The 19,636-nt window shown below is 71.4% G+C and carries 18 protein-coding genes and 1 rRNA gene; 8 read left to right on the top strand and 11 right to left on the bottom strand.

Annotated features, from left to right (window positions below; all coding sequences use genetic code 11):
• Positions 1-93: ribosomal RNA gene (rrf, locus tag ACI2K4_RS15770) — 5S ribosomal RNA — on the top strand; the annotation flags it as partial.
• A gap of 272 nt (positions 94-365) precedes the next feature.
• A complete protein-coding gene (locus tag ACI2K4_RS15765) occupies positions 366-2,453 on the top strand; it encodes a glycogen debranching N-terminal domain-containing protein (RefSeq protein ID WP_404511744.1) in 2,088 nt (695 codons plus the stop codon).
• A 64-nt stretch (positions 2,454-2,517) separates the two neighbouring features.
• On the opposite strand, the gene ACI2K4_RS15760 is transcribed toward ACI2K4_RS15765, so the two are convergent.
• Together ACI2K4_RS15760 and ACI2K4_RS15755 are read right to left on the bottom strand one after the other, a co-directional pair.
• Entirely contained in the window at positions 2,518-3,327 is an 810-nt protein-coding gene (locus ACI2K4_RS15760) for a serine protease (RefSeq protein ID WP_404511742.1), read from the bottom strand.
• A 157-nt stretch (positions 3,328-3,484) separates the two neighbouring features.
• Positions 3,485-5,461 carry a VanW family protein gene (locus ACI2K4_RS15755; RefSeq protein ID WP_404511740.1) on the bottom strand — a complete coding sequence of 659 codons (1,977 nt, stop codon included), beginning with the start codon at positions 5,459-5,461 and terminating at the stop codon, positions 3,485-3,487.
• A gap of 117 nt (positions 5,462-5,578) precedes the next feature.
• Between ACI2K4_RS15755 and ACI2K4_RS15750 the strand changes: the two genes are divergently transcribed.
• Positions 5,579-6,715 (top strand): hypothetical protein, encoded by a 1,137-nt coding sequence (locus ACI2K4_RS15750; protein ID WP_404511738.1) that lies wholly within the window; start codon positions 5,579-5,581, stop codon positions 6,713-6,715.
• Positions 6,716-6,743: 28 nt separating this feature from the next.
• Here ACI2K4_RS15750 and murD read toward each other — a convergent pair whose 3' ends face one another.
• The gene (gene murD, locus ACI2K4_RS15745) at positions 6,744-8,105 is read right to left on the bottom strand and encodes a UDP-N-acetylmuramoyl-L-alanine--D-glutamate ligase (RefSeq protein WP_404511736.1); all 1,362 of its coding nucleotides are present in this window, start codon (positions 8,103-8,105) and stop codon (positions 6,744-6,746) included.
• 223 nt (positions 8,106-8,328) lie between these two features.
• Positions 8,329-9,999: a DUF885 domain-containing protein gene (locus ACI2K4_RS15740; protein ID WP_404511734.1), complete on the bottom strand. Its 1,671-nt coding sequence runs from the start codon at positions 9,997-9,999 to the stop codon at positions 8,329-8,331.
• A gap of 245 nt (positions 10,000-10,244) precedes the next feature.
• Between ACI2K4_RS15740 and ACI2K4_RS15735 the strand changes: the two genes are divergently transcribed.
• Positions 10,245-11,231: a DMT family transporter gene (locus tag ACI2K4_RS15735; protein ID WP_404511732.1), complete on the top strand. Its 987-nt coding sequence runs from the start codon at positions 10,245-10,247 to the stop codon at positions 11,229-11,231.
• 119 nt (positions 11,232-11,350) lie between these two features.
• Here the strand turns inward: ACI2K4_RS15735 and ACI2K4_RS15730 are convergent, their stop codons facing one another.
• The 3 genes from ACI2K4_RS15730 to ACI2K4_RS15720 all read right to left on the bottom strand — a co-directional run bounded on the left by ACI2K4_RS15730 (position 11,351) and on the right by ACI2K4_RS15720 (position 14,412).
• Positions 11,351-12,424, bottom strand: a complete 1,074-nt coding sequence (locus tag ACI2K4_RS15730; protein WP_404511730.1) for a PHP domain-containing protein — start codon at positions 12,422-12,424, stop codon at positions 11,351-11,353.
• A gap of 146 nt (positions 12,425-12,570) precedes the next feature.
• Positions 12,571-13,599, bottom strand: coding sequence for a prephenate dehydrogenase (locus ACI2K4_RS15725; RefSeq protein WP_404511728.1), 1,029 nt, complete (start codon positions 13,597-13,599; stop codon positions 12,571-12,573).
• A gap of 66 nt (positions 13,600-13,665) precedes the next feature.
• Positions 13,666-14,412 (bottom strand): M23 family metallopeptidase, encoded by a 747-nt coding sequence (locus ACI2K4_RS15720; RefSeq protein WP_404511726.1) that lies wholly within the window; start codon positions 14,410-14,412, stop codon positions 13,666-13,668.
• 181 nt (positions 14,413-14,593) lie between these two features.
• Here ACI2K4_RS15720 and ACI2K4_RS15715 point away from each other — a divergent pair, with 181 nt between their 5' ends.
• The 4 genes from ACI2K4_RS15715 (at position 14,594) to ACI2K4_RS15700 (ending at position 16,456) form a co-directional block, all read left to right on the top strand.
• The gene (locus ACI2K4_RS15715; protein WP_404511724.1) at positions 14,594-14,971 is read left to right on the top strand and encodes a hypothetical protein; all 378 of its coding nucleotides are present in this window, start codon (positions 14,594-14,596) and stop codon (positions 14,969-14,971) included.
• A 115-nt stretch (positions 14,972-15,086) separates the two neighbouring features.
• Positions 15,087-15,254: a hypothetical protein gene (locus ACI2K4_RS15710; RefSeq protein WP_404511722.1), complete on the top strand. Its 168-nt coding sequence runs from the start codon at positions 15,087-15,089 to the stop codon at positions 15,252-15,254.
• Between the two features lie 138 nt (positions 15,255-15,392).
• Positions 15,393-15,929, top strand: a complete 537-nt coding sequence (locus ACI2K4_RS15705; RefSeq protein ID WP_404511720.1) for a tRNA adenosine deaminase-associated protein — start codon at positions 15,393-15,395, stop codon at positions 15,927-15,929.
• An 80-nt stretch (positions 15,930-16,009) separates the two neighbouring features.
• Positions 16,010-16,456 carry a nucleoside deaminase gene (locus tag ACI2K4_RS15700; protein WP_404511868.1) on the top strand — a complete coding sequence of 149 codons (447 nt, stop codon included), beginning with the start codon at positions 16,010-16,012 and terminating at the stop codon, positions 16,454-16,456.
• A 160-nt stretch (positions 16,457-16,616) separates the two neighbouring features.
• Here the strand turns inward: ACI2K4_RS15700 and ACI2K4_RS15695 are convergent, their stop codons facing one another.
• Genes ACI2K4_RS15695 through ACI2K4_RS15680 form a run of 4 tightly spaced genes read right to left on the bottom strand, consistent with a single transcriptional unit; the run spans position 16,617 to position 19,625 of the window.
• Positions 16,617-17,090 (bottom strand): acyl-CoA thioesterase, encoded by a 474-nt coding sequence (locus ACI2K4_RS15695; protein WP_404511718.1) that lies wholly within the window; start codon positions 17,088-17,090, stop codon positions 16,617-16,619.
• The gene (locus tag ACI2K4_RS15690) at positions 17,087-17,728 is read right to left on the bottom strand and encodes a TetR/AcrR family transcriptional regulator (protein ID WP_404511716.1); all 642 of its coding nucleotides are present in this window, start codon (positions 17,726-17,728) and stop codon (positions 17,087-17,089) included. Before ACI2K4_RS15690 ends, ACI2K4_RS15695 begins: the two co-directional genes overlap by 4 nt.
• 41 nt (positions 17,729-17,769) lie before the next feature.
• The gene (locus ACI2K4_RS15685; RefSeq protein ID WP_404511866.1) at positions 17,770-18,957 is read right to left on the bottom strand and encodes a sensor histidine kinase; all 1,188 of its coding nucleotides are present in this window, start codon (positions 18,955-18,957) and stop codon (positions 17,770-17,772) included.
• Positions 18,958-18,968: 11 nt separating this feature from the next.
• Positions 18,969-19,625 carry a response regulator transcription factor gene (locus tag ACI2K4_RS15680; protein ID WP_404511714.1) on the bottom strand — a complete coding sequence of 219 codons (657 nt, stop codon included), beginning with the start codon at positions 19,623-19,625 and terminating at the stop codon, positions 18,969-18,971.
• Between the last annotated feature and the right edge of the window lie 11 nt (positions 19,626-19,636).

The raw sequence follows: 19,636 nt of genomic DNA, 5'->3' as shown, positions 1-19,636 counted from the left end.
ACGCCCGGTTACATTCCGAACCCGGAAGCTAAGCCCTCCAGCGCCGATGGTACTGCACTCGGGAGGGTGTGGGAGAGTAGGACGCCGCCGGACAACTTTCTGATGTGGGCCACCCCAAAAGGGGTGGCCCACATTTGTTTTTGCGCTCAATCCACCACCCCTGACCCGGCTCCTCCGAAACGCCCTGTCCCCGGTGCTGCTGTGGCTGCTGGGACAGGAGTACGGCAACCTCACCCCCTCCGGGTGACGTGCTCGCCCCGACAGCGGGGAGCCTGGCTTGCAGAGGGGAGGCGGATTCCGGCAGTCGATCCTGTTGCGGGTCGGGGCTGCCTCTTCCCCGCGTCCGGCGCGATAGGGGGCCCGTAGTGAAGCAGTTCGTCACCATTCTGGCCGGCAACACCTTCGTGGTCAGTGACGGACGGGGCGACATCGAACCCTCGCCGCTCGTACCGACCGGGCTGTTCTCGTTCGACCTGAGGTACCTGTCCCGGTGGAAACTCACGGTCAACGGCGAGCGCCTGCACGCCCTCTCGGTCGACGACCTGCAGTACTACGAGACACGCTTCTTCCTCGTCCCGGGGGAGCCGACACACTACGTCGACGCCAAGGTCTCGGTCATCCGCCACCGGAAGATCACCTCAGGTCTGGAGGAGGAGCTGACCGTACTGAACCATCGGGGTGAGGCCGCCGACATCGTCGTACGGCTCGACATGGCGGCCGACTTCGTCGACGTGTTCGAACTGAAACAGGTGACCGAGATCCAGCGGGCGACCTCGGTGTTCGTCGAGGACGGTCTGCTGCGGCTGCGCTACACGCGTGGCCTCTACGCACGGGAGGCGTTGATCTCGTCCACCGCTCCCGCAGAGATCGACGAGCACGGCATGACCTTCCGGCTGCGGGTGGAGCCGCACGGCCAGTGGAGCACCACTCTGCGCGTCTCCGCGCACCTGCCGGGCAGGAGCGGTATGGACGTCCGGGAGCAGTTGCACACCCATCGGACCGCGCCGGACCCGCAGATCCAACGCCACCTGGACGAGTGGCTGGCAAACGCGCCGCAGTTGGGATGCGACGACGGCGTTCTGGCCACCGCGTACCGGCGGGGTCTGATCGACCTGGCCGCGCTCCAGTTCGGCGCACTCGCCACCGGTAACAACCTGATCGCCGCCGGTACGCCCTGGTTCATGACCTTCTACGGTCGGGACAGCATCCTGACCTGCATACAGGCGATGGCGTTCACACCCGAGCTGGCGGTCGGCACGCTCAACATGTTCGCGGCCACCCAGGCCGCCGTCTTCGACGACTTCCGGGAGAAGGAGCCGGGCAAGATCATGCACGAGTTCCGGTACGGGGAGTCGGCCGCGTTCGAGGAGCAGCCACACTCGCCGTACTTCGGTGCGGCGGACACCACCCCGCTCTTCGTGATCCTGCTCGACGAGTACGAGCGCTGGACCGGGAACGTGGAACTGGTCCGCCGCCTGGAGCACGAGGCACGGGCCGCCCTGCGCTGGATCGACACGTACGGCGACCTGATGGGGAACGGGTACATCTGGTACGAGCGCCGGAATCTCGGCAGCGGGCTGGAGAACCAGTGCTGGAAGGACTCCCCTGACTCGATCTCGTACCGGGACGGGCGGATGCCGTCGTTTCCGCGCGCCGTCTGCGAGATCCAGGGGTACGCGTACGACGCGAAGATCCGGGGGGCGCGACTGGCCCGGCGGATCTGGCACGACCCGATCTACGCCGATCGGCTCGAGGCGGAGGCGGCCGACCTGAAGGCCCGCTTCAACCGTGATTTCTGGATCGAGGACGGGGAGTACTACGCGCTGGCGCTCGACGCCGACGGCGGCCAGGTGGACGCCCTCTCGTCCAACATCGGTCACCTGCTCTGGAGCGGGATCGTCGATCCGCCCCGTGCGGCGCGGATCGCGGAGCACCTGGTCGGTCCGCGGCTCTTTTCCGGTTGGGGGGTACGCACGCTGGCGGAGGGCGAGGAGCGTTACAACCCGACCGGCTACCACACCGGGGCGATCTGGCCGTTCGACAACTCGTTCATCGCGCTGGGCCTGAGGCGCTACGGCTTCGACGCGGAGGCTGGCCGGATCACCAAGGCGATCATCGACGCCTCGCAGTACTTCGACGGCCGGCTGCCCCAGCTCTTCGCCGGCTACGACCGTGGGCTCACCAGGTACCCGGTGCAGTACCCCACCACCTGGACCCCGCACGCCTGGTCCGCGGCCACGCCGATGATGCTGATCCGGGTTCTGCTCGGCCTGGAACCGCACGACGAGCACCTCGTGGTGGACCCGGCTCTGCCGGAGGGGATGGGGCGGATAGAACTGCTCGACGTGCCGGGCCGTTGGGGTCGGCTCGACGCGTTCGGCCGGGACCGGATCGAGAGTCAGCGCCGCCACTCCGGTCGGGGTCAACGCCGAGGCAATGTCATCTCCCCCTGACCGGCAGCGACGATCGGCCCGGGAGGGGGTCCCGGGCCGATCGTCGTACGGGGGGTGGTTCCGTTCAGCCGCCGAGACTCGTGGCGGCCGAGGCGATCGCCGAGGCGAACGTGCTCACCTGGGTGTACACGCCCGGGAAGTTCGGGCGGGCACAACCGTTGCCCCAGCTCACGATGCCGACCTGAACCCACGCGTTGTTGGCGCCCCGGCGGAACATCGGTCCGCCCGAGTCGCCCTGGCAGGTGTCGGTGCCGCCGCTGGTGTACCCGGCGCAGATCTCCTCGGCGACGATGACGTCACCGCCGTACTGGGCGTCGCAGGTGCTGTCGCTGACAAACGGCACGGTTGCCTTCAGCAGGTAGCGCTGCTGCGGACCGCCCTCGCGGGCGGCACCCCAGCCGGCCACGGTGAAGGTGCCGTTGTCGTACGCGGTGCTGGTCGCGATCGGCAGCGTGGCCAGGCTGGTCACCGGGGTGGCCAGCCGGATGAGCGCCCAGTCCTTGCCGTTGCCGTTGTAGCCCGGCGCCCGGTAGACGTAGTTGGAGCGGACCGTGATCCGGCTCGTCGACTGGAGGTCGACCGCGCCGAGGGTCGCGGTGATGCTGGTGTTGGTGCCGGTGCTGCCGACGCAGTGCGCGGCGGTGAGCACCAGCCGGGCGCTGTAGAGCGCGCCGCCGCAGCCCATCGAGAGCCGGACCATGAACGGGAACTCGCCCTGGGCAGCCCGGGTGCCGCCGACGACCAGGGGGGTCACGCCGCCGTCCGAGCTGGGGGCGGGCGCGGCCGAGGCAGGTGCGACCAGGGCGACGCTGCCGACGGTCACCGCGGTCAACGCGGCGGCCGCCAGGCCGGTGAGCTTGCGCCAACGAACCATGGGATCCCTTTCCGAGCAAAGGATTGGCGCGCCTCGTGGGCACGCGCAGATCACGTTGCCGGCAGCGTATGGAAGTCGACCGATGCATAGCAATGCTTCGATGACATCCCGGCTGTGTCATACCTCCGGGCGTGGGTTCGTCGTCGCGTCGGGCCGGTCAGTTCGGCTTCTTGGCGCAGAGGTAGCGGGGCTCGGCCTCGTAGCGCCAGCTGAACTTCTCCCGCTTGAGCTCCTTGCCGTCCTTGTGGAAGACCCGGTACGCGTCCTGGGCGAAGCCGTCGATGCCCTCGGTGGCGATGCAGGACGGTCCGGGATCGAGGTAGGCGACCTTGGGCTTGGTGATGTCGCGACGCGGGCCGTAGACAGTCTCGATCTTGTCGTACACCTTGGTGCTCCACATCGAGACCGTGATCGAGTTGTTGGTCCACGCGGTGTCGATCAGCAGGCCGTGCTCGGTGTTGTTGCGGAACTTGAGATCCAGGGACGGGTAGAAGATCGTCGACTCGATCACCGCCGGGTACCGCGAGAACCAGTACGAGTGCGGCTTGTGCTCGACGTCCTCGAGCCCGGCGTAGTACGCGGCATTGAAGATCGTGGTGGTGAACTGCGAAACGCCGCCGCCGACGCCCGGGACCAGCTTGCCGTCCAGGATCACCGGGGCGTCCTTGTAGCCCTGGGCGTAGCTGCGCTCCCCGGTGTGCTTGTTGAGGGAGAAGGTCTCGCCCGGCTTGACCACCGCGCCGTCGACCTCCTTGGCGGCCGTGACGATGTTGTGGTTGCGCGGCAGGGCGAGCCCGCCGGTGAAGCTCGTGGTGAAGGTGGAGACCTGTTCCTTGACCCCCATCTTTGTCATCGCCTCGGTGTTGGTCTTCGGCTCGACCGGCTTGAGGGTGCCCTTGACCTCGCGCCCGTCGCGCTTCGGTAGCACCGTGAGCAGGTCACGGCTGAGCGCCGCAGTGTCCACCGCGTGGCCGCCGGTGCTCGCCACCACCTGAGGCTTGCCACCCTGGAGGGCGACCGTCGCCTCCTTCGGCTTCACCTCGACCTTGCTCAGTTCGCCGGTCAGCGCCGCGTGCAGCTTCTTCTCGTCCACCTTGGGACTGATCTTGCCGGTCTTGTCGGGCGTGAGCAGCAGGCTCTTGGCGATCGCGGCCGGCGGGACGTTGAACGTACCTCGGTCGGTGGTCACCTTGACCGGCGCGGACACGGCCGGCTCGGCCAGTTCGGCGACGAGTTTGTCCACCTCTTCCTTTGTGGTGGCCGGGTGTGCCTCGACCAGCGGTACGACCACCGGCTCGCCGCTCAGCCAGCCGGCACGCAGCGCCTGGGCCGACTGCTCCGGCTGGAGATCCTGCCCCGGGGAGGGATAGTTCGGCTTCGGCGTCGTGCCCTGGAACACGATGGACGCCGGCTTCATCGGCCGGCCGTTGCGCCCGGCGGTCTTGCGCAGTTCGGTGTCGAGCCGTTCGACGTCCACGGTGATGACGGGTTCCACCGACCGGGACTTGAAGAGCAGGTCGACCGGCCCCGGGTTGTCGCCGACGGCGGCCCTGACGGTGGCGGTGACGTCGACGGCCAGGCCAACGTCGATCGGCTTCACCTCGGCGGTCTGCTCACCGATGCGCACCGGGACCGGGGCGGCGAAGGTTTCGGCCCGCCGTTCCAACTCGGCCCGGAGCAGCGCCGCCGCGCCCTCCCGGGACTGCCCACCCAGGTGTACGCCGAGCACCTCCGTGCCGCGCGGCACCTCGCCGCTGTACGCGTACCCGGCGGTGCCGCCGATGGTGGCCAGGACGGCGGCGGCAACCGCACCGCCGACGAGGGCCCGGCGGGCGCCACGGCGGGGGGCCGGCACGCTCGGGGTCGGGTCGCCGTCCGTGCCGGGGGCGCCGGTGACCACGGGAAGCGCGCCGGTGACCACGGGATTGGTCTGGTGAACCGGGTGGGCCGCGGGTGCGCCGACGGTGGGAGGTCCGGCTGCCGGCCCGGCCAGGGGTCCGGTCGCCTGCCGTGGCACGGCGGTGAGCTCGGTGGTCGGCGTCTCGCCGGCGGGTGGTCTCTTCGCGCCGTACAAACTCACAGGACAACCTCGATCAGGGATTGGACTCGGGTCGGGGTCGGTAGGTCGCGTCATCGCGCGACCCGGAGGCCTACGGTAGCCAAGCGCGAGAGCGTACGACAGCCCGAGGGAGCGCGCAGGAGATTCGCCGAGGCGAATCTCCGCCACAACAGGACCATCGACGCGTTGCTCATGGCCGAAAGGACGAAGGTGATCCGGTACGAGCCGGTACCGCTGCCCACCGGGGCGGCGGGGACATCGAACACGGAGATTGCGGGGAGCGTACACCGGTGGGTCTCCGCCCGACCGCTACGGGACCTGGTCGCCGCGTTCGGCGGCGCCGCCCCCGGGCCGGATACGGCGACCGGTGCGCTGCTGGGCTGGCTGGATCGCTTCTCGGCGGCGCACTGGGACTTCCGGCGGCGGCACGGCCAGGTCGAGCGGGACGAGGTGCCGCCACCGTCGTTCGCACCCCGGACGGCGGAGTCCATCCTGGCGTCGGTCACCGCGCTGGGGCTGGTCCGGCCGCTCGCACCGCCCGCTCGCCGCTACGACCATCTGCTGGTCCTCGGCGGCCTGGCTCCCGCCTGCCTGCAACGGACCGGGTACGCCGCCCACCTGGTCCACAGCGGTGCGGTCGAGGTCGGCGAGGTGGCGGCGCTGGGCAGCTTCCGCCCGCTGCGCCCGACCGAGATCGTCCGTGCCGACCTCGACGGCTGCGGTTACGAGATGGACGCCCTCGCGGTCGGACTCCGGCTGGGATTCTTCGGCCACGAAACTGGTGTTGGTGTGTCCGGAGCTGGTTCCGGTGAGCCTGGGGCTGGTTCCGTTGCGCCTGGGGCCGGTTCCGATGGGCCTGGGGCCGGTTCCGATGGGCCTGGGGCCGGTTCCGGCGGGCCCGGAGTGGTGGAGTCGTGGTCCTCGCCCGAGGCGGGGGGTCCGGCTTCGTGGGCGGTGCGGGGCTTCCGGGCGCCGGACGGGCTGCCCCTGCGGGTGTACGCCGCCCCTTCCGGTGAGCCGGCCACCCGCAGGGCGAACACGGCGGACACGTACCGCTTCTGGGCGGGGCAGGTGCGGTTGACGCCCGGGGACCGGGTGCTGGTCGTGACATCGCCCAGCTACGTGCCGTTCCAGCACTGCGACGCCGTACGGATGCTCCGGCTCGATTACGGCTGCGCGGTGGACACCGTCGGATTCGACGCCACCCGGCTGCGCGGGCTGCCGCCGGCGCCGGTGCTCGCGCCGGACCGCTACCTGCAGGAGATCCGATCGGCGATCCGCTCGATGGAGAGCCTCTTCCGGGCGTTGGATCCGCCCGGCACCGCCTGATCATGGGCGGGGGTCGGGCTGGAGGCGCTCAGCCGGCGGTGTCGGTGATCGCCTGCCGGAACACCCGGGACCGGTGCGCGTAGTTGTCGAACCGGCCGTAGCTCGGGGCGGCCGGGGAGAGCAGCACCACCCCGCCGGCCGGAGTGTTCGCCCGACCGATCCGTACGGCCTCGACCAGGTCGTCCGCCCCGATCGTGGTGATCGTGGGCAGGTCCTTGACCATTTCCAGGATGCGCGGCCCGCTGTCCGGTACGCCGATCAGGGTCGCCTCGACGGCGTGCTCGGCGAGGAAGTCACGCAACGGGGCGTAGTCCACCCCCCGGTCCTCGCCGCCGACGATGACGGTGAGCGGACGGTCGGCGTACGCCTCGATGGCGTGGATCGCCGACTGCGGGATGGTGGAGAGCGAGTCGTCGACAAAGGTGATGCCGGAGGAGTCCTCGATCGGCGTGAGCCGGTGCTCCAGGGCCGGGAAGCTGGCGGCGGCTTCGGCGAGCCGGTCCCGCTCGGCCACCAGGTCCACCCCCACCGAGTCGAGTACGCCGAGCGCGACGCAGAGGTTCCACTCGTTGTGCCGCCCCACCAGTGGCAGTGCGGTCCGGGGGAAGAGCGGCTCGTCGGCGAGATGGAGCCACGGGGTGCCGTCCGGGCCGGGGGCCACGTGGGTGGTGTCGGGTCGGCCGGCGGCCAGCAGTGGCAGACCGGGCCGGGCGGCGAGTTCGGCGGCGAGTCGTTCGTCGTTGGCGTTGTACACCACCCGACCCGGCCCGTGCTCGACGATGTTCAGCTTGTGCCGGTAGTAGGCCGCCTCACTGCCGGCCCAGTCCAGGTGCTCCGGGACCAGCGCGGTGAGCGCCACCACCCTCGGTGACACGGTCAGGTCCGCGCACTGGTACATCGAGAGTTCGAGAACGTACCGGTCGGCGACCGGGAGATCCAGTACGGCGGTGCCGATGTTGCCGCCGACCTCGTTGGGCCGGTCGACCGCCGTCAGCAGGTGGCTCACCAGTACGGTGGTGGTGCTCTTGCCCTTGCTGCCGGTCACTCCGACGGTGCCGGCGGCGTGGTCGGCCATCCAGAGCGCGGTCCCGCCGGTGACGGTGACGCCCTGTTCCCGGAGCTGGATCATCCACGGGTGGGTCTCGCCGATCACCGGTGACCGGACCACGACGTCCGCGCGCAGCAGCATCTCCAGGGCGGCCGGGCCGGTGTGCAGGGGGGCGAGTTCGGCGAGCCGCCCCTCCCACGGCTTTGCCGCGAAGGTCTCCCGATCCATCACCGCGACGAGATCGGCGGGGCCGACCGGGGCGATCGCGTTGACCGCGGCGACGCCCTCCCGGCCGGTGCCCCAGACGGCGACGCGTCGACCACGCAGATCAGTGAGGTGCACCAGGACTCCTTTGCCAGCGAACCTCGGCGGCTGCGGCCCGGGGCTCGCGTCCATACTCTAGTCCGCCCCGACCGCCCCGCCGGGCAGGGCGCGACAACGCCGCCATCCGGCCGCCTCCAGCCCTCCCGGCCAACCACCCCACGTGTCCCGCCCAACCACCCCAGGCGTTAGGAAGGGCCCCTTGTTATACAAAAAGCGATAACAAGGGGCCCTTCCTTACCCGTCAGAGGCGGGCGAGGGCGGACTTGAGGGGGTCCAGACCGAGGGAGCCGAGGTTGAGCGCCTCCCGGTGGAACTCCTTCAGGTCGAAGGCGGCCCCCTTACGGGCCTTCGCGTCGTCCCGGGCGCGCAGCCAGATCCGCTCCCCGACCTTGTACGACGGAGCCTGCCCCGGCCAGCCCAGGTAGCGGTTCAGCTCGAAACGCAGGTTCTCGTCCGGCACCCGGCAGTGCGCGCGCATGAACTCCCAGCCCAGCTCCGGGGTCCAGCGCTCGCCCGGGTGGAAGCCGAACGGGTTGTCCTTGGGGATCTCCAACTCCAGGTGCATGCCGATGTCGACGATCACCCGGGCGGCCCGGAACGCCTGGCCGTCGAGCATGCCGAGCTTGTCGCCCGGGTCGTCCAGGTAACCGAGGTCGTCCATCAGCCGCTCGGAGTAGAGCGCCCAGCCCTCGCCGTGTCCCGAGGTCCAGCAGAGCAGCCGCTGCCAGCGGTTGAGCAGTTCGGCCCGGACCTGGGTCTGCCCGACCTGGAGGTGGTGGCCGGGGGCGCCCTCGTGGTAGACCGTGGTCACCTCGCGCCAGGTGGAGAACTCGTCGATCCCCTGCGGCACCGCCCACCACATCCGGCCGGGGCGGGAGAAGTCCTCGCTCGGGCCGGTGTAGTAGATCGCGCCGTCGCTGGTCGGGGCGAGGCGGCACTCGATCCGGCGTACCTGTTCGGGGATGTCGAAGTGGGTCCCGTGCAGGTCGGCGATGGCCTTGTCGGCGAGCGCCTGCATCCAGTCGCGGAACGCCTCCTTGCCCTGGATCCGGCGGGCCGGGTCGGCGTCGAGCGCGGCGACGGCCTCGTCGACGGTGGCGCCGGGGGCGACGATCCGGGCCGCCACGGCACGCATCTCGGCTTCGAGCCGGGCCAGCTCGTCAAAACCCCAGGCGTACGTCTCGTCGAGGTCGATCCGGGCGCCGAGGAAGTACTGCGAGGCGAGTTCGTACCGTTCCCGGCCGGCGGCCTGCTTCTCCCGTCCACGCGGCGCCAGCTCGTCGCGGAGGAACCGCCCGAACTCGGCCGTCGCCGCCGTTGCCACCTCCGCGCCGCGCCGCAGCTCGGCGGCGAGCGTGCCGTCCGCCGTCAACCGGTCGGCCAGGCCGTGGAAGAAGTTGTCCCCGTCCGGGTCGGTCCAGATGTCGCACTGCTTGGCGACCTCGACCATCTGCGCCTGGGGACTGACGTGCCCGTCGTCGGCGGCGGCGGCCAGCGTGGTCCGGTAGTCGCGGAGCGCGGCCGGGAACTGGTTGAGCCGGGCGGCGATGTTCGCGACCGCCTCGGTGCCCTCGGTCGGCATCAGGTCGAACACCTGGCGGATCTCGTGCAGGCCACTGGCGATCACGTTGATCTCGCTGGTGGTCTCACCGGCTTCGTACCGGGCGAGGTCGAGGCCGAGCCGCTCCTGCATCGCCTCCTTCGCGGTCCGTTCGGCGGCGGTGGCCGGTTCGAGTACGTCAAGTTCGGCGAGGGTACGCCGGTTCAGGTCGGCCTGTGCGGCGTAACCGGCCGGTGACAGGTCGCCGAGTTGGTCGTCGTATCCGGTGATGCCGACGAACGTGGCGCCGGTCGGGTTGAGTGGCGCCCAGTCCGCTACGTAGCGGTTGGCGAGGTCATCGATTTGTCCCACCGCTCGACCCTACGTGACCACCTGGTCGGCCGCTCCACCCATTTGCCGGGCCGTGCCGAGGCTTCGCGCCCACGTCGCCCGGGGTGGGAACCGATCGGGCGGGCGTACGTCGATCCGGCACCGCGACCGGTGCTGACCTGGGTCCGGACCCGAACGGCGGAGCAGGCCACGGTCATCGGATTGGCCTGTTTCGAGGTCTGGAACCCGCGCGACTTTCGTCGGACCGGTACGGCAGAGTGTCAGGGGTGACCACCCCTGCCGCTCCTGACAGCAACGTCCGTGCCTGGCTGCCCGGTTTCTTCGCCGTCGCCGTGATCTGGGGAGGCAGTTTCCTCTTCATCAAGATCGGTGTCAGTGAGCTGCACCCCCTGTACGTCACCCTCGGTCGGGTCACCGCGGGTTCGTTGATGCTGCTGGTGGCGCTGGCCGTGCTGCGCGACCGGCTGCCCCGCGACCCGAGACTCTGGCTGCACATGATCGTGATCGCGGCGGTCGGGGTGTCCCTGCCGTTCACCCTCTTCGGCTACGGCGAGCAGCGCGTCTCCTCGATCCTGGCCGGCATCTGGAACGCCACCACGCCACTGGTGGTGTTGCCGATGGCGGTGCTGGTGTTCCGTACCGAGCGGATGACGGCGCGCAAGGCGATCGGTATGACGCTCGGCTTCCTCGGTGTGCTGGTGGTGCTCGGGGCGTGGCAGGGCCTGGGCGGGGCACAGTTGACCGGCCAGCTCTTCTGCTTTGCGGCGGCCACCTGTTACGGGCTTTCCATCCCGTACCAGAAGCGGTTCGTCGCGGGCCGGCCCGAGTCGGGCGTCGCGCTCTCGGCGGCGCAGTTGCTGGTGGCGACCGCGCAGTTGGCCATCGTCGCGCCGCTGGTGGCCGGCGCGCCGCCGGTGCCGACCGACCTCTCCCTCAAGGTCGTCGCCAGCGTGCTGGCGCTCGGCGCGCTCGGCACCGGCCTCGCCTTCGTGATCAACATGCGGACCATCCGACTCGCCGGGGCGAGTACCGCCTCGACCGTGACCTACCTGATCCCGATCTTCGCGGTGCTGATCGGGGTGCTCGTGCTCGACGAACATCTCGCCTGGTACCAGCCGGTCGGGGCGGCCATCGTGCTGGTCGGGGTCGCCGTCTCGCAGCGGCTCTTCGCCCGGAATCCCCGGCCCGTCGCCGACGCCGCCCCGGCCATCCCGACCCCGGACCCCGCCGTCTCGCGGGCCGGCATCCGCTGAGCCGGGCGACGGTCGACGGTTGAGCCGGGCGACGGTCGACCGCTGGTCCGGAGGCCGGGCGACGGTCGACCGCTGGTCCAGGAGGCCGGGCGACGGCGGGCCGGGTGATGGCCGGACGGTCAGCCGGCGTGGCCGGCGGTCCAAGCCAGCAACTCGTCGACCGGCCGGGTGTTCACCACCCGGTCCGCCGGCACCCCGCACCGGGCCGCCCGCTCGCACCCGAAACGCTGCCAGTCGAGCTGACCCGGGGCGTGCGCGTCGGTGTCGATCGCGAACTCGCAGCCGGCCTCTACCGCCACCCGGATCAGCCGCTTCGGCGGGTCCTGCCGTTCCGGCCGGGAGTTGATCTCGACTGCCTTGCCGTACTCGGCGCAGGCGGCGAAGACCGCGTCCGCGTCGAAGTCGCTCGGCGGGCGGGTCCGGGCCCGGTGACCCCGGTCGCCCGGACCGGTCACCCCGGGCGGTCGGCCGGCGACCATCCGGCCGGTGGGGTGGCCCAGGATGTCCAGGTGTGGGTTCGCGATCGCGGCCAGCATTCGCCGGGTCATCTTCGCCCGGTCGTCGGAGAGCCCGCTGTGTACGGAACCGACCACCACGTCGAGCCGCGCCAGCAGCTCCTCCTCCTGGTCGAGCGACCCGTCCGCGAGGATGTCCACCTCGATTCCGGTGAGCAGCCGGAACCCCTCCGGCAGTGCCGCGTTGATCGCCGCCACCTGGTCGAGCTGGGCGCGCAACCGGCCCGGGGTCAGACCCCGGGCCACCTTCAGCCGGGGCGAGTGGTCGGTCAGTACCAAATACTCGTGACCCAGCTCGACCGCGGTCAACGCCATCTCCTCGATCGGGGAACCCCCGTCGGACCAGTCGGAGTGGGTGTGACAGTCGCCCCGCAACGCCGACCGCAGCTCGGCCGCCGCCTCGTCCAGGTCGACGCCCTCGGTGGCGGTCAGCCGTCGCAGGTAGACCGGCTCCTCGCCGGCCAGGGACTCGGTGACACAGCGGGCGGTGACGTCACCCACCCCGCTCAGCTCGGTCAGCGTGCCGGCCTGCGCCCGCGCGGCGATCTCACCCTCGGGGAGCGCGGCCAGGGTCGACGCGGCGGAGCGGAACGCGCGCACGCGATAGCTCGCCTCGTTTGCCCGCTCCAGCAGAAAGGCGATCCGGCGCAGGTCAGCGAGCGCGTCCCGAGCGGTCATCAGCTCACCGTAGCCCGGACGACCGTCGCCCGCCCGCCTCCACGCCCCGCCACCGGGAGCACCGTGGCCCGGTCGCCTGCACACCCCGCGACCGTAGGCCGGTCGCTTTCGGTTGCCACCGCCTCCGCGCTCTGCGGCCAGGACGATCAGGCGGGGGCCGGGCGGAGGGGTCTGACGGCCGTCACCGTACGGCGATCGGCCGCGACCGCCGTCACCCAGCCGCCGGCCCGGCCCAGCGCGAGCAGGTCGTCGACCCGGGCGGGCAGTTCCCGGGCGGTCCCGGGCCGGTGCGGCCACGCCCCACGGGCCGCCGAGGCTGGCGCCAGCCAGTCCCGGAGCGCGGCGATCGGGTCCTCGGCGTCGACCGCCGCCCGGGCCTGGCGCAACGCGTCCAGGACCGCATCCAGCGCCGGGCCGACGGCCTCGGCGTTTCCGCCGCACATCGCCGCGATCAGCTCCGGGCGGGTCGCCGCGACCCGGGTCCCGTCTTGGAACGAGCCGGCGGCCAGGGTGCCGGCGAGCGGGTCGTCCGCCGAGGCGGAGACCAGCGCGGCGGCGAGCAGGTGCGGTACGTGACTCACCGCCGCCACGGCCCGGTCGTGCTCGGCGGCCGTGGTCGGCACCACCCGGGCGCCGAGCGGGGTGATCAGCGCGGCCAGCTCCAGCCAGTCGGCCATCGAGGTGTCCCGGGGCTCGAGACAGAGCACCCAGGCGCAACCGGCGAAGAGCGCGGGATCGGTGGCACCGAAGCCCGAGGTCTCCCGTCCGGCCATCGGGTGGCCGCCGACAAACCCGGCCAGGCGTCGGGGCGGCCGGTGCAGGCGCTGCGCGACCAGGTCGCGTACCGGGGTCTTGACCGAGGTGACGTCGGTGACCAGCCCGGTGTAACCGGCGTCGGCGAGTTGGTCGAGTACGCCGCCGACGGCCGGCAGCGGGACCGCCAGCACCACCAGTTCGGCGCGGGCCACGGTGTCCCGTACGGTCGGCGTCACCTGCCATCGGGCGGAGGAGTGGGCCTGGGCGGCGGCCGTACGCGCGGTGGCCCGGGTGGCTGGGTCGGCGTCGTAGCCGGACACCCGGTGACCGGCGGCGGCGAGCGCCCGCAGCACCGAGCCGCCGATGAGACCGAGACCGATGACCGCGACATTCACGTCAGCGACTCTCGCACACCGCACCCGGTCCGGGTGGGCAAGGCTCGCCCCGGGTGACACAGCAGTCGGGTGACACAGCGGCCGGGCGGGTCAGGGTACGGGCGGGCAGCCGTGTTGCTTGTGCCAGTCGGACACCTCGCCGACCGGAGATCGGTTGGTCTTGTCGCGCCAGGCGTCGAGATAGCGCGCCGGCCAGACCACGCCCCGCCGGATCCACCAGTCGTCCACCCGGCCGCACCGGGGCGAGATGCCGAAGTGCAGGTGACAGACGTTGTTCGCGTTGCCGGTCCGGCCGACGGTGCCGACCTGCTGGCCGGCGCGGACGCGTACCCCGGTTTCCATGCCGGCGGTCACCTCGGACAGGTGCGAGCCGTAGTAACGCACACCGTCGTCGCCGAGCAACGACACCGCCTTGCCGCCGTTGAGCGGGCCCTGTGGCCCCTGTTTGTCGTACTTGTCCACTCGGCTCACCTCTAGGATCTCGCCGTCGGTGACGGCGAGCACCGGGGTACCGCAGGAGGCGAAGACGTCCGTCGCCGGGTAGGCCGAGTGGGTCGGGTGGTAGGACGCGTTGGACGCCCGGACCGGGAAGACGTAGCGCGGTGCCTTCGGACTGGCGGAGGTCTCGCCGGACGGGGTGGCCGCCGGTGTCGCCGACGGCTCGCCGGTCGGGGTGGCCGGTCCGGTCGGGGCGCCGCCGGAGGGGGAGGCCGCCGACCAGACCGGTGGCCGGGTCTGCGCGCATCCCACGGCCGCCGCCGACACCAGCAGCAGGACCACCGGGTACGCGAGTACGCGCCCGATCACGCGTCCCGTACCCGTTTCGTCCCGTGTCATGCGGTCATCCTGGCAGAGCGTCCGCCCCGCCGGGGAGCCGGCCACGGCTGACATCGGCTCGGCGGGGAGCCGGCCACGGCTGACGTCGGCTCGGCGGACGGACCGCCGGTGCCGGGTACGCTGCGATCGTGTCCCCGGGTTGGGGATCCCGGCTGGCGGCGCAGGCGTAGGGGTGAGGGCGATGGCGGAGCACTCGACGTTCCGGACCTGGCCCGACCCGGCCCAGCCGCCCCGTGCCCCGTCCGGTCTGTTCCCGTCCGGTCCGCAGCGGCCGACGTACCGGGAGCCGCATCCGGTGGGTGGCGGCGCACTGGCCTCCGGGGCCGGGGCGGCCTCCGCCTGGCTGCTCCTGTTCGGGCTGCTCGGCGACGACCTGCGCGGATACGTCTGGTGGACGGTGCTGGCCGGAGTGGTCACCTGGCTGGCCGCGCTGCTCCTGGTCCGGTTCGGTGACCGGGGGGTCGCCGTCGGGATCTCGTTGGCCACGGCGGTCGCCTGGTCGATCGCCGCCGCCGCGGTGGCGGTCCGGTGGTCCGGCGCCGGTTGGCCATTGTGGTGACCGTTCGTGATTGTCTAACCTCACTTGGTGAGGGATCTAGGGCGGTGGGTACGGGCTCGGTGGCACACCGCCACCGGGCTTGACGAACGCGCCGCGACTCGGCACCCTCGCCTCTATGGCCTGGACAGAGCAGCGGCTCGACCCCGAGCGCAGCCGACGGCGGTTACAGCTCCTCGCGGAGCTGGCCGGTGCGAAGGCGGTACGGGAGCGGACGCAGCCGAGGCGGGTCCGCGTGGACCGGTTGCGCGAGCTCATCGCCACCCGTCGCCGGTTGGCCGGCTGACCGTTCGCGGTCCGCTCGATTACGTCGTCCTCCTTCGGGGCGTTGCGCGCTCGGCCGCACACCCGACCGGATACCGTCACGCGTGACAGGCAGTCGACAGTGGTGTGCGGCGGATCGCCGCGAGTTTTGGGGGGACCGGTGTCGTACTTCGCGGCGGCCGTGGTGCGAGGCTCGACCGGCTGGAGCGCAGCCGAACTCGACCTCGGTGGTGTTGCGGACATAGACGAGGTCGGGGAGCTGCTCCGCGAGGTCGATCCGGACGCCGATCTGTCGTTGCTCTTCGTCGAGTCCGACGACGCGTACCTGGCCGTGCTTCGGCTCGACGAGGGCGAGGACCTGCGGATCTTCGGCTCGGACTCGGCCTTCGCCGAGGAATCCCGGCTCGGCTCGCTGCTGCTCGCGGACATCAAGGCGCCGGCCCTGGAAATCGACGACGTGGTCGAGCCGGCCGCTCCGGCGACCACCACGACGGCGGACGAGGAGAGCGAGGAACCGGCCGCCGACCCGGACGCCGACCCGATCGGGGACGCCGACCTCCTCGCCGACCTGGGTGTCTCTGCCCACCGGCTGCTCGCGCTCTGCTCCCGGGAGGGGTCGCTCCCGGCCGACGTCACGGCCGAGGTGTGCCAGTTGATCGGCTGCGGGGACGTGGTCGAGGAACTGCGCGAGGCGTGACCGGACCGGTCGCCGGCGGGTCGGAGCAGCCGGCCGGCGCTACGCCAGCGGAGAGTCCGGGGCGTCGGCAGCGGCACGAGCTGTGGATGCGGCGCGCACTTGAGGTGGCCGGTGGCGTCGACCCGGACGACCTCGGTGACCCGTCGGACGACGTACCCGTGGGCGCGGTGCTCTACGGGCCGGACGGGGTCGAACTCGCCGCCGCCCGCAACGAGCGGGAGCGTACGGGTGACCCGACCGCGCACGCCGAGATCCTGGCGCTGCGCCGGGCGGCGGCGGTACGCGGTGAGTGGCGACTCGACGGCTGCGTCCTGGTGGTGACGCTGGAGCCGTGCACCATGTGCGCGGGTGCGCTGGTGCTGGCCCGGATCTCCACCCTGGTCTTCGGCGCCTGGGAGCCGAAGACCGGCGCGGTGAGTTCGCTCTGGGACGTGGTCCGCGACCGCCGGCTCAACCACCGACCCGAGGTGTACGGCGGCGTGCTGGCCGCCGAGTCCGCCGCGCTCCTGCGCTCCTTCTTCCGCTGAGCCGGCGGACCGGCGCTGTGCACATCCCTGTGGATAACTCGGATCAGTTGTGGATATCTGCTGTGGATAACGTGCCTGACAGGGTGGATAACGCGCTTCGGGCGGTGGATAACCTCATCCGCCACGCGCTCCGGGCGGTGGACAACCCGATCTGCCCCGGCTACAGCGAGGCGGACTCCGGCCGGAGCAGGGCCTGACCGACCGCCAGCGCCGCCTCGGTCCACGGGGTGGGGCGCAGCGTCGCCGGGTCGAGCCGGACGATCGCCCGCCGGCCCTCGGCGTGCAGGGTGGCGCCGTCGGCGGAGAGGAGGCGGAAGCCGTACTCGGCGCTGGTGGTGCCGAAGCGCTCGAACCAGAAGTGCACCAGGATCGGTCCGGTGCCCCGGATCGGGGCGCGGAAGCTGATCGACAGTTCCACCACGGCGTGGAAGACGTCCGGTGCGGTCAGCCGCCCGTTCTCGAACGAGAAGCCCCGCTCGGCCCAGTACGGCGTCAGCGCCCGCTCCAGCAGCAGCGCGTACTTGGCGTTGTGCACGATGCCCATCATGTCCAGGTCCTCGAAGTGCACCCAGACCGGTTCGGCGTGACCGAACGGGACCTCGGGCGGGGTGATGGTGTCGCTGGTGCTGGTCATATCGATCCTTCGGGTAGCAGCAGATTCGGTTCGGGGCAGAGGGCACGCAGCCGGTCGAGCACCGCCTGCCTGGAATACTGGTAACTGGGCTGGGCGGGCGTCAGCCGGGACTGGAGGGCGGCGGCGAGGCCGAGCGCCTCGATCTCGTACGCGAGTTGCCCGACGTCGGTGTGGGCGGCGAGTTCGCCGGCCGCCACCGCCTCGGCGGCGAGTCGCCGGACCAGGGTCAGCCATTCGTCGAGGGACTCGGCCAGCCGGTCGCGGACCGGGCCGAGGTGCACGTTGTACTCGAACTCGGCGTTGGCGAAGAAGCAGGCGCCGGGGAGCGAGTTGTCGCCGTAGTAGCGCATCCGGGCGTCGTGCAGGGCCCAGAGTCGCCGTACGCCCCGGGGTGCCCGCAGGGCCGGCCGGATCACCTGCTCGATCACCTGGTCGCGGGCCCGTTCGACGGTGGCGAGTTGCAGCTCCTCCTTGGAGCGCCAGTGCGCGAACAGCCCGGACTTGCTGACGCCGAGCCGGTCGGCGAGCTGACCGAGGGAGAGTCCGTCGAGCCCCGCCTCGGTGGCCAGGGCCACGGCGGTGTCGAGCACCATGGTCCGGGTGCGTTCGCCCCGGACGACCCGTCCGTCGACCGTCATGATCACGAGTCTAAACTATGCGACCGATCGGTCGTATAGTTTCACGGGCTCGGTAGAGTGACGCTCACCACCAGGCCACCGCCCGGCCGGGGCTGGGCATCGACGGCACCGCCGTGCGCCCGCGCCACCGCCCGTACGATCGACAGCCCCAGGCCGAACCCGCGCCCGCCGCCGAGCCGCTCACCGCGCAGCCGCCGGAACGGCTGGAAGATCGTTTCGATCTCGTACCCGGGCACCACCGGCCCGGTATTGCCGACCACCAGGGTCGGCCGCCCCGCCACCAGCCCGGTACGCACCGACACCCAACCGCCGGACGGCAGGTTGTGCCGCAGCGCGTTCTCCACCAGATTCGAGGTGAGCCGCTCCAGCAAAACCGGGTCACCGACGACCGGCGCCGGTTCGAGCTCGCGTACCGCCGTCCGGGCCAGCGCACCGGCCGGATCCGACCCGTCGTCGGCGGCCGCCTGCTGGTGCAGCACGTGCGCCGCGACCTCGGCCAGGTCGACCGGCGCACGTTCGGTCAGCTCGCTCTCCGAGTCGGCGAGCGTGAGCAGCCCCTCGATCAGCCGCTCGTGCCGCTCGTTCACCGCGAGCAGCGACTCGCCGAGCTGCCGTACGTCGGCCGAGGCACCCGGCCGGGTCATCGCCAACTCCACCAGCGCCCGGTTCAACGCCAACGGCGTACGCAACTCGTGCGAGGCGTTCGCCACGAACCGGCGCTGGCCGTCGAAGGAACGGTCCAACCTTTCCAGCATCAGGTCGAAGGTGTCGGCGAGTTCGCGTACCTCGTCCTGCGGACCGCGCAGCGCGATCCGCTCGTGCAGCCCGCGCCCGGCGCTGGTCGCGCCCGCGATCCGGCGGGCGGTGCCGGTGATTTGGTGCAACGGCTGCAACGTCCGGCCGGCGATCAGCCAGCCGAACGCGATCGCCGCCGCGGTGACCAGGACCAGCGCGATGCCGCCCTGGGTGAGCAGCGAGTCCAGGGCGTTCTGCTGCGCGTCGACCTGGAGCTTCTGCGCGAACTTGCGCAGCGCCTCGGAGTTCTGGACGACCGGCGCGTTTTTTGGTGCCTCGACGAGCACGTCCGGCTTGTTGAACAACACCCCGAGCGGCGCCGGCATCCGCTGTTGCACCAGAACATAGGTGACCGCCAGTAGGACCATGCCGGAGAGCAGGAACAACCCGCCGTAGACCAGGGTCAGCCGAGCCCGCATGGTGGTCCGCTCGATCAGCCGGCCGATCATGAGATCTGGTACCCCACGCCCGGCACCGTCTCCACCACCTGCGGGTCACCGAGCTTGCGGCGCAGCTTCATCACCGTCACCCGGACCACGTTCGTGAACGGGTCGATGTGTTCGTCCCAGGCCCGTTCCAGCAGATCCTCGGCGGAGACCACCGCGCCCTCGGCCCGCATCAGCTCGGCCAGCACCGCGAACTCCTTCCGGGACAGCGCGACGTACCGGCCGTCGCGGTAGACCTCGTGCCGCCCCGGGTCGAGCACGATGCCCGCCCGGGCCAACCTCGGCGGTACGGCGGGACGGGCCCGCCGGGTCAGCGCGTGCACCCGGGCCGAGAGCTCCACCAGCGCGAACGGCTTGGTCAGGTAGTCGTCCGCGCCGAGCGACAGCCCGGCCACCCGCTCGCGTACCGCCGCCGCGGCGGTCAGCATCAGCACCCGGGTCGCCCCGCCACCGGCGACGATCGACCGGCACACCTCGTCGCCGTGCACCAGCGGCAGGTCCCGGTCGAGTACCACCACGTCGTACTCGTTGACCCCGAGCCGCTCCAACGCCGCCGCACCGTCGTACGCGACGTCGACGGCGAACGCCTCCCGTCGTAACCACTCGGCGATCGCGTCCGCCATCAGGGTCTCGTCCTCGACCACCAACACCCGCATCGGTCCATGGT

Source organism: Micromonospora sp. NPDC050397 (assembly GCF_044901685.1).
GTDB lineage: Bacteria > Actinomycetota > Actinomycetes > Mycobacteriales > Micromonosporaceae > Micromonospora_G.
This window is presented reverse-complemented; position numbering and strand designations above follow the sequence as displayed.

Excerpts from the sequence above, each read along its gene's own strand:
- ACI2K4_RS15760 (WP_404511742.1), bottom strand. The coding sequence starts at position 3,327 with ATGGTTCGTTGGCGCAAGCTCACCGGCCTGGCGGCCGCCGCGTTGACC.
- ACI2K4_RS15755 (WP_404511740.1), bottom strand. The coding sequence starts at position 5,461 with ATGACGCGACCTACCGACCCCGACCCGAGTCCAATCCCTGATCGAGGT.
- ACI2K4_RS15750 (WP_404511738.1), top strand. The coding sequence starts at position 5,579 with ATGGCCGAAAGGACGAAGGTGATCCGGTACGAGCCGGTACCGCTGCCC.
- ACI2K4_RS15730 (WP_404511730.1), bottom strand. The coding sequence starts at position 12,424 with ATGACCGCTCGGGACGCGCTCGCTGACCTGCGCCGGATCGCCTTTCTG.
- ACI2K4_RS15720 (WP_404511726.1), bottom strand. The coding sequence starts at position 14,412 with ATGACACGGGACGAAACGGGTACGGGACGCGTGATCGGGCGCGTACTC.
- ACI2K4_RS15715 (WP_404511724.1), top strand. The coding sequence starts at position 14,594 with ATGGCGGAGCACTCGACGTTCCGGACCTGGCCCGACCCGGCCCAGCCG.
- ACI2K4_RS15710 (WP_404511722.1), top strand. The coding sequence starts at position 15,087 with ATGGCCTGGACAGAGCAGCGGCTCGACCCCGAGCGCAGCCGACGGCGG.
- ACI2K4_RS15695 (WP_404511718.1), bottom strand. The coding sequence starts at position 17,090 with ATGACCAGCACCAGCGACACCATCACCCCGCCCGAGGTCCCGTTCGGT.
- ACI2K4_RS15690 (WP_404511716.1), bottom strand. The coding sequence starts at position 17,728 with ATGACGGTCGACGGACGGGTCGTCCGGGGCGAACGCACCCGGACCATG.
- ACI2K4_RS15680 (WP_404511714.1), bottom strand. The coding sequence starts at position 19,625 with ATGCGGGTGTTGGTGGTCGAGGACGAGACCCTGATGGCGGACGCGATC.